Origin of the sequence: Haladaptatus sp. W1 (genome assembly GCF_001723155.1) — an archaeon.
In the GTDB taxonomy this organism is placed as follows: domain Archaea; phylum Halobacteriota; class Halobacteria; order Halobacteriales; family Haladaptataceae; genus Haladaptatus; species Haladaptatus paucihalophilus.
In genome coordinates this window covers 1-8684 of sequence record NZ_MEIH01000006.1, presented here as the reverse complement: position 1 = coordinate 8684, position 8684 = coordinate 1, and the positions used below count along the sequence as shown (strand labels likewise).

Genomic DNA, 8684 nt, shown 5'->3' with positions numbered 1-8684 from the left:
CTCCAAGCGGTATCGCATGTGCTCGCCATCGTAGGCGTTCGACCGGTCGCCGCCGCGCTCCGCGTGCGGGTAGTCGTGCCCGTGTTCTGTGTAGTCGTCAGCGTAGCCGTCGACCGGTTCTTCGAATCGACCGCCACGGTTGAGAACAGTCACGACTTTTCGCCATTCAGCGGGCGTGACGGCACGCTTCCAGCGGTTCAGGTCGAAGTGGTCGCCGAGCCCTTTCTCGTGAGCGCGTCGGAAGGTCTTTCGCTCCTCATCCGAGGCGTCCGGAACCGGGGTGCGGTCGTACGCGATGTTCGCCGCGAGTTTGACGTAGAAGTCCTCGGCAGTGTTCAGCGGGTGGCGGTTGCCACTGGCGTCGAGTATCGCACCGTCGCCGACACCCGGGAGGTCCATGCGTTTCCACATGTCGATGAGAACCTCCTCGAATGGACGAGCGTCGGGGACGACTTTCACCGCCGGTTGGCTGATTTTCTCGTCCGCGAGTCGCTTGTTCGGGTACGTTCCGAAGTTCTCCCAGCGTTCGAGATACGTCGGTTCGGGCAGGATGTAGTCGGCGTACTTGCTCGTCTCACCGATGACGGTGTCCGAGGCGACGACCAGCGGAATCGTGTCGGTGTCGCCGATGATGTCAGTGATGGCGTCACCGCCCGGCACCGACATCACGTGGTTGTTCGAGTACGGGCGGATGAACAGCGCCTTGATGGGATACGGGTAGCCATCCTTCGCGGAGCCGTAAATCTCCTGTGTCGCCTGCGGTGGCGCAACGGGAAACCACGGTCGCTTGGCCGGGTACCCGCCGTCTCGGTCGAACAGAGTCGTCTCCTCGTAGTTGGTGCCACCGCGGACGAGCGAGATGCCCCACGGCGACCGGCCGTCGGGAACGGTTCCGAGGTCGTACCGCCCGGACATCGTGTCGTAGCCCGCGTAGGGCGTTATTTGGCCGCCCTTCCAGTCGTAGTTGCCGGTGAGGTGCTGGAGGGTCGCGATGGCCCGGATGTTGTAGAAACCGTTCGTGTGTTTGGCCGGACCGCGGTAGGTCATGATGGCCGCCCGCTTGCCGTGCCCCGAGAACTCGTCGGCGATTTCCGCTATCGTATCCCGGGAGACCCGTGCCATCTCCGCATACTCGTCTATCGTGTGCTCGAAGACGCGCTCACGGTAGAGGTTCCAGACGCTTCGGAGTCGTTCGCCGTCCACCGTGATATCCACGTCTAACACGCTGGACTCCGTCTCGCTCGCGGGGCGTGGCGACCCGGTCTCGCCGTCGACGACGACGAAGTCGTCCGCCGCGTCGCCGCCGCTCGGAGCCAGTCCGACGTCGCCGGCGCGGGCTTTCGGTCCGGCCTCGGCGTCGACGCGAACGAGGTGGGTCGCGTCGCTCCACGTCGGTTCGTCGTCGTTCGTGGCGGCCGACTTCGACGGGTTGGTAAGGTAGGTTCGGTCGTGGCGGTCGTGTTCGATTATCCAGCGCGCCATGCCGAGCGCGAGCGCACCGTCGGCTCCGGGGTCCACGGGGACCCACTTCTCGGCTTTCTCGGCCGTCTTCGACAGTCTTGGGTCGACGACGTCCATCCGCATCCCCGACTGCATCGCGTTCGTGAGTTTGGGTGCGAGCCACGTCGGCCCCTTGTTCGCGACCAAAGGATTCGTCCCCCAGACGAGCAGGTACTCGCAGTTCTCGATGTCGGCGAATTGGCGTTTCTTCTTGCCTGCGTACGACCGCACGCTCCCCATCACGCTGGAGAAACCACACGTCCCGGCGTGGTGGAAACTGTTCTTCGACCCGAGCCCCTGGTTCCAGAGGCGATTCCGGATGAAGTTCCGGCGGAATCCCCCGACGTCGACCAGTTGGTTCGCCTTTGGTCCGAGGTCGGGGTGGTCCGTGTCGATGAGCGAGTCCTGCCACTTGTCGTCGAAGGCGGCCTTCGCCATCCGGCCGGACTGGACGGCTTCCCAATCGGACATCACCGCCTCCTTCGGGGCGAACGCCCACATTTCGCGGATACCCGGATGACCCTGTTTTTCGTCACCCTCGACGATTTCCTCGATGGCCCGTTTCCACGAGATGGTCTGCCACTTGCCGCTGCCGCGCGGCCCGACGCGCTTCATCGGTTTCCGAACGCGGTAGGTGTCGTACGCCGTCTGGATTCCGGCCTGCCCCTTCAGACAGATACGACCGCCGGAGACCGACCACCGGTCGCTCGCGACGTCGCCACTGCCGTCGAGGTCACCGGTCGCCACCTCGTTCGGGTCGCTTCCGTAGGGAACCTGCCCGAACGGTTGCGTGTTCAGGAACGAGTACGGGTTCCCCGCGAGTTTGCGGATAAGTGAACTGTACTCGCCGGGAGCGTCGCCGTCGTCGATTCGAACCTTCACCGGACAGAACGTGTTACATTGTCCGCACGTCGTGTGAATGACGTCGCTGGCGTCGTAGTCGCTGATGTCGTTGCCGACGTAGTGTTGTTTGTCGTCGGTCCAGAGGTCATTCGTGTCGATGTCGACCGTCGTGCCGGTGGCACCGGCGACGACGCCGAACGCCCCCACCGCCTTGACGAAATCTCGGCGGGAAACCGCGGCGTCGGTCGCGTCTTCGGTGGCGGTGCTATCAGGGGAGTCGGTCGGGTCTGAACTCATTCGTGATCACCTTCGAGGGGAGTCAGCGGGAGGAACTCCGCGCCGAGCGTGTACAACAACAGACCGACGGCGATCATACCGACGCTCGTCAGCCACTCGACCGCGGTTGGGAAATACGACCCGTGTGGAAGACCGTTCATCACAGGGAGAATCTGTGGCGGGACGACGATGTTGAACCGAACGGCGATGATACCGATGACGACGCTCAGGCTGGCAATGACGACGGGCCACGGGCGTCGACGCCACGAACGCTTACTCAATACCGCCAGCGGGAACAGCCATCCGAGGCCGACCATGAACAGCCAGAACGACCACGACATCTCACCGAAGAGGACGATGTCCCACGTCTCGACTTCGTGCGGGTGGAGGCTCGCGAGCGCGATGAGGGCGTCGATGGCCGTGAGCGCGATGTCGGTAATGATGAACGCGACGACGAGCGAGCCGAGGCGTTCGAGCAGATTCGGGTCGACCAGTTCGCCGTCGAATAGGCGTGTCCGGAGGACATACAGCATCGACACCAGTGCCGTTCCCGACACGACTGCCGAGATGACGAAAATTATCGGGAACAGGCCGCTGTTCCAGTAGGGCCGAGCCTTCGCGACGGCGAAGAGAACGCCGGTCCCGCCGTGAACGAGAAAGATGGCGAGCGGAATACCGAGGGTTCCGACCCGCTTGAGCCACCGTCTGTCAGTGGCACGCGCCGCTTCATCGGTTCCGCGACGGCCGAGCGTCATGAGACCGCAGAGACGACCGCGCCAGCCATCGTCGTGGGCGGCAACGCGTGCCAGGTCGATTCGCATCGAGAGGTACAGCTCCGTAATTAGTACCGCGATGTACGCGACGTAGGCGTGGACTTCCCAGGCCAGTGCGGAGGTGAGCTGTCGATGCAAGAACGGGAAGTACATCCGGTCCATCCGGCCGAGGTCGGTCCAGACGAACATGAGCGCGACTGCCATGCTGATGATAGCCGCGAACAGGGCGTCGCGGTCGATTCGGTGCATGCCGGACATCTCGAACACGTTCGCGAGCGTGCTCACGAGGAACGCGCCGGCCGACAGACCGACGAAGTAGATGTAGAACGCGACCCACGCACCCCACGGCGTGACGCTCGTGAGGTTGGTCGTCGCCATCCCGCCGTCGATTCGGAGCCACATCGCGTAGGCACCGATGCCGAGCAACACGGCGAGGAAGCCGTACCAGACCGCACGAAGTCGGTTGCTAACGAACCCGGGGTCATACTCGACGGTCGTGGTCGTGTGTTTCGTCGCCATGATGTTATTTGAGGTAGTAGACGTTCGGGTCGGTCCCCTCGCCTTCTTTCAGTTGGAATGAGCGGTTCGAATCGGCGAGTTCGGCCGCCTCACCGCCGGCGTCGTTCAGGTCACCCATGTTGCGAGCGTCACCGACACACGTCTCCACGCACGCGGGCTCTTCGCCGCGTTCGAGACGGTGCATACAGAAACTGCACTTTCGGACGTTGCCGATGGGCGATTTCCCCGCTTCGCGGTCGCCGCGGTCGACCTTGTACTCGGGACTGGTGACGTCGCCGGAGCCCTGCACTTCCTCGTCGTAGTTCTCGCCGAAGTCGAAGTAGCGTGCGCCATACGGACAGCCGATCATGCAGTACCGACAGCCGATACAGCGGTCGTAATCGATGTTGACCACGCCGTTTTCCATCTTGTACGTGGCGCTGACCGGACAGACCTGCACACACGGTGGGTTCTCACACTGCATACAGGGACGCGGGAGGTTCGTCCGAGTGACGTTGGGAAACTCGCCGTGTTCCTCCTCCATGACCACGTTGTACGAAACGCCCGGCGGCGTTCGGTTCTCGGACTTGCACGCGACTGTACACGAGTCACAGCCGACGCATTTCTGGAGGTCGATTACCATGCCCCATCGCGGCGCGTCGTCGTCAGGGTTGACGTCAGAGTCGAGTTCGGACGCGACGTCGCACATCGACCCGATGGAGCAGCCGAGCGACGCCGCCGTCTCCGCCGAGACGGTCTGTTCGGCGCGGTCGATGGCCGGGTTCGGCGTCTCATGGTACTCCTCGCCGAACTCGGCGGCCGCAGCCGCGTCGTATTTTTCCCAGTATTCGTCACCGGTGAGCTCGCCACGCGAGACGCGCTTTGCGTCTTCGGCCATCGAGAGGCCGAGGTTCGTGTCGAAGTCTACCTCCGCGAGAATCTCCTCGGGGTCGTCGGCCTCGTCGTCAACCATCGCGTCGAACTGTTGCGGGTCGACCTCGACCGACGGTATTCCCGGCGTCGCGTCGTCGACGCTCATCGGGTCCCTCCGTTCGTACTCGGCCGTGATACGACCGAGTCGAGAGTTCGTAACATCGTACGGGTAAATCTACACGCCGTACCCCGGAGAGCGTACTACCAATACTGTTGCACCCCGGACGTCCCCCTATATTGGTGGGGTGTTCGAGTACCGATATAGTTTGGACCCGCCAGAGAGCACCCGAAACAGGTGTTCTCACGGTGTGAAAATTGCATGGGTATTATACACCCGTCGCTTCCGAAAATCAAAATATGACTATCGCAGTGACGTTCCGACAACCGGGCACTGCTGGCGTTCGGCGGAGGCGACTGAGATGAACGGCATCATCGTGACCTCCATCGTGCTCAGAGTCGTCGGCGTCGGCTACTCACTGGTCCTCCTCCGTCGAAGCGGCGACAGACGCTTCGGCTTTCTCACCGTCTTGCTGTCGTTCATGGCCGCTCGACAACTCCTCACCGTCACCGGAACACCGGGAGGTGGCCTTGAAGAACTCCCCGGACTCGTCGTGAGCGGATTGGCCGTCCTCACGATATACTACCTCGACCGCTACGTCGACGAAGAGCGACGCATCAAAGCCGAGCTCCGGTCGGTCAACGAGGAACTCTCCACGTTCGAGAAGGCCGTTGAACACGCTGGACACGCCATCTTCTTCACCGACACGGAGGGCACCATCACCTACGCCAACCCGTCGGTCGAAACGGTCATGGGCTACGACCGAGAGACGGTCGTCGGTGAGAACCCGCGTCTGTGGAAGTCCGGCAAGCACGACGAAGCGTACTACGACGAGTTGTGGGCGACGATTTCCGACGGCGAGGTGTGGGACGGCGAGATAATCAATCAGAACGAATCCGGCGAGCTTCGTTGGGTCGACATGACCATCGCGCCGGTGATGAACGACGGCGAAATAGAGCAGTTCGTCGCCGTCGATACGGACGTCACTGAGCGCAAACGGCGGCGACTCCGCATCGAAGAGCAAAACGAGCGGTTGGGTCGGCTCAACCGGACGAACGAACTGCTCCGGGACGTCAACCGGCGACTCGTCACGGCGACGACGAAGGAAGACGTCGAACGCGCCGTCGCCGATAGATTCGCGAGCGACCCGTGGGTCGTCTCGACGGGTATCGTCGACCGCACCGCGAGTGGTCGGCTTCGAACGCGCTATCAAACCGGCGACGAGGACGTGTTGAACGCGATCCTCGACAGCACGGGGGACGGAATGGCGACCGTCACGACAGGTGTCGACCACGGCCGGACAGGCGTTTCGACGTCCGTCCGGTCGTTCGGGCAGGGTGAATCGACTGCTGACACGGTCGGTGTCATCCCCCTCACCTACCGGGACAGTCAATACGGGGCGGTAGTGGTCGCCACACGGACGTCAGAACTCTTCGAATGCATCGACCACGACGTCCGTGTCGAACTCGGCGACACCATTGGAAGTGCGATCAACGCCACCGAACGGCGCCGCCAACTCGTGGACGACCGGGTTTCTGAGTTGACGTTCTCCATCGACGACGTGAACGCACCTTCGTTCGAGCTCGCGGCAGCGACCGGCAGTAACGTGATACTCATGCGGACGACGACCGGCTGCGACGACAAACGAGTCGTCTTCCTCACGATACGCGACGTCGACTGCGAGACGGCAGTCGAGGCGACCGCTGACGTTTCTGGACTCCACGATCCGACGATCGTCTCGGAGACGGACGACGAGTGTCTAATTCGGGCGGTGACGACTGACAGCCTCGCCGACACGCTCGCGTCGCATGGCGCGACGATAGAGGGATTTACCGTCGAAGCCGATGGTCTCCACGGTCAGTTGGTCGTCGACGTTCCCACGGGTGGCGACGTCCGGCCAGTCGTCGAAGCACTCCGCGAGCGGTTCGACGCGTGCGAACTCGTCGCTCGACAAGAGCGAGAGCGCCCCGTCGACACCGCGGATGGGTTCCGCGGCGAACTGGAGACGAAGCTGACCGACCGTCAACTCGAAGCGCTCCGTACCGCCCATCTTGCGGGCTATTTCGAGTGGCCGCGCGAACACAGCGGTCAGGACGTCGCCGACATGATGGACGTCTGCCAGTCCACGTACATGCAGCACCTTCGTGCCGCAGAGCGCAAACTGACGGCCAATCTCTTCGACGACAGCGCCGCGGACGCTGGCGAGACGAGCCGTCACCTGGTGGAGTCAACGTGAGTATAGTAGTCACGGCTAGAAAACATGACATCCTCCCCGCCCTCAAAGGCGAGGATTCCCGAGTGTTGGGATATTAAGGTTCGCAACCAGCCTTTTCGCTCGTTACGAAACGCCCCGAGGTTTAATTGATGGCGGTAGTACTCCCCGTTTCAGCGGTCGTAGAATCAGAGACGACTATTAAGACCGATAGATGTCAATAAATCAGTATGCAAGACACGCTCGACAGAACTGAGAAAGTCCTCTGGTCGCGGCACGCAAACCCGAAGAGCGGGTGGACCCGAGTCCCGACTGGGGCTGTCCTCGTCTACGCCGTCTATCGGCGAGACTGGCGGCTCCTCCTCGCAGGACTCCTGTGGGCCGCCATCAATCCATTTCTCTTCCCGCCACCGGAAACGGACGAAGCGTGGATGACCCGAGGCGTCCTCGCCGAACGCTGGTGGGTACGCGAGGAGGAGAAAGGGACCATGGGAGTCACTTACCCCAATATCTGCAATACGATTAGCGCGATGGCTTTCCTCTACGCGTTCGTCGCCGCGTGGAGACGACGGCCAACAGGTGCCGCTGTGGCCACGGTGATGGCCAGCGGGCTGAAACTCTGGTGGATCGGCGTTCTCGTACGACGGCTCGATTCAGCCCAAAAACCATAATCTACCGTCCAATTCGAAGAGCGTGGACTCCTCAGGGAAGTCGTTTGACCTGACGACCTACACCTATCTGCATCTCATCCACCACAACGCCTTTTGCAAACATAGGGCGGCTGCCGAAAGTGCAATCGACAATAGGATACCTCATTTGAATCCAACGTTTCGAAGACGCGTTCGATCGGTCGAGTATGACACCCTGTCGAATCCTTCCCTTGTGACGTTTCGGAGTTCATTGGTAGGTATCGGAGAAGGCGTTTGATGGTATGGCATCCCCCTGATTAAAGATATATGCCATTTCAAAATGATTGTGAATGGAGATGGTGCCCGCAGTTTTCTTTTATATACACCCAGGTCGGGCGTTTCAGATCGTTGATCTCGCTAGGTCCCATTAAGATGAACCCTTCCTTGAACAGGCACGTTGACGTTCTCTCGTTATGATTCAGAATCGGGCAATTGAGCCGTTAGCACTGGTACGTTGGACATGCGAACGACCCTCTCAGTGACGCTTCCGAGAAGATAGCGGTCGAGTTCCGCCCGTCCGTGTGTCCCCATCACAATAAAGTCGATATCTTGACCGTCCGAATAGTCGAGAATTGCTCGATACGGGCCTCCACGAGCGGCGGACGCTTCGGTCGTCCTGACACCCGCTTCGTCAGCCACTTCGACGACTTCGTCTATCGCATCCTATACGGATTCCTCGAGTAACGTGAGGACTGATTCCGATTCATCTCCTACCGAGAGCGTGTTCACGTCGATGACGTAGAGAGTGTGCAATACCGCATCGTACGTCGTTGCGATGTCGACCGACAACTCGACGGCCCGTTCAGCCCTTCGCTCCCACCAGTCGGCACGAGAACGTCATCGTACAGATAGAGCTACATTCGATCGCATCATACTTAACGTTCTATGTGTGTCTCAGGATG

At 61.3% G+C, this 8684-nt stretch carries 6 protein-coding genes; 2 read left to right on the top strand and 4 right to left on the bottom strand.

Going from position 1 to position 8684, the window contains the following annotated elements; genetic code table 11:
• The 3 genes from BG842_RS00270 to BG842_RS00260 form a co-directional block, all read right to left on the bottom strand.
• The coding region (locus BG842_RS00270) for a molybdopterin-dependent oxidoreductase (protein ID WP_069449216.1) at positions 1–2640 on the bottom strand (2640 nt) is incomplete at its 3' end.
• A complete protein-coding gene (nrfD, locus tag BG842_RS00265; protein ID WP_069449215.1) occupies positions 2637–3911 on the bottom strand; it encodes an NrfD/PsrC family molybdoenzyme membrane anchor subunit in 1275 nt (424 codons plus the stop codon). The genes nrfD and BG842_RS00270, both read right to left, overlap by 4 nt.
• 4 nt (positions 3912–3915) lie before the next feature.
• Positions 3916–4929: a 4Fe-4S dicluster domain-containing protein gene (locus tag BG842_RS00260; RefSeq protein WP_069449214.1), complete on the bottom strand. Its 1014-nt coding sequence runs from the start codon at positions 4927–4929 to the stop codon at positions 3916–3918.
• A gap of 313 nt (positions 4930–5242) precedes the next feature.
• Between BG842_RS00260 and BG842_RS00255 the strand changes: the two genes are divergently transcribed.
• Positions 5243–7117 (top strand): bacterio-opsin activator domain-containing protein, encoded by a 1875-nt coding sequence (locus tag BG842_RS00255; protein WP_069449213.1) that lies wholly within the window; start codon positions 5243–5245, stop codon positions 7115–7117.
• A 206-nt stretch (positions 7118–7323) separates the two neighbouring features.
• Positions 7324–7764, top strand: coding sequence for a DUF6653 family protein (locus BG842_RS00250; protein ID WP_069449212.1), 441 nt, complete (start codon positions 7324–7326; stop codon positions 7762–7764).
• Between the two features lie 429 nt (positions 7765–8193).
• Here the strand turns inward: BG842_RS00250 and BG842_RS30770 are convergent, their stop codons facing one another.
• Positions 8194–8421: a universal stress protein gene (locus BG842_RS30770; RefSeq protein ID WP_254662788.1), complete on the bottom strand. Its 228-nt coding sequence runs from the start codon at positions 8419–8421 to the stop codon at positions 8194–8196.
• Positions 8422–8684 lie beyond the last annotated feature (263 nt).

Coding starts and splice junctions, on each gene's coding strand:
- nrfD (WP_069449215.1), bottom strand. CDS start 3,911: ATGGCGACGAAACACACGACCACGACCGTCGAGTATGACCCCGGGTTC.
- BG842_RS00260 (WP_069449214.1), bottom strand. CDS start 4,929: ATGAGCGTCGACGACGCGACGCCGGGAATACCGTCGGTCGAGGTCGAC.
- BG842_RS00255 (WP_069449213.1), top strand. CDS start 5,243: ATGAACGGCATCATCGTGACCTCCATCGTGCTCAGAGTCGTCGGCGTC.
- BG842_RS00250 (WP_069449212.1), top strand. CDS start 7,324: ATGCAAGACACGCTCGACAGAACTGAGAAAGTCCTCTGGTCGCGGCAC.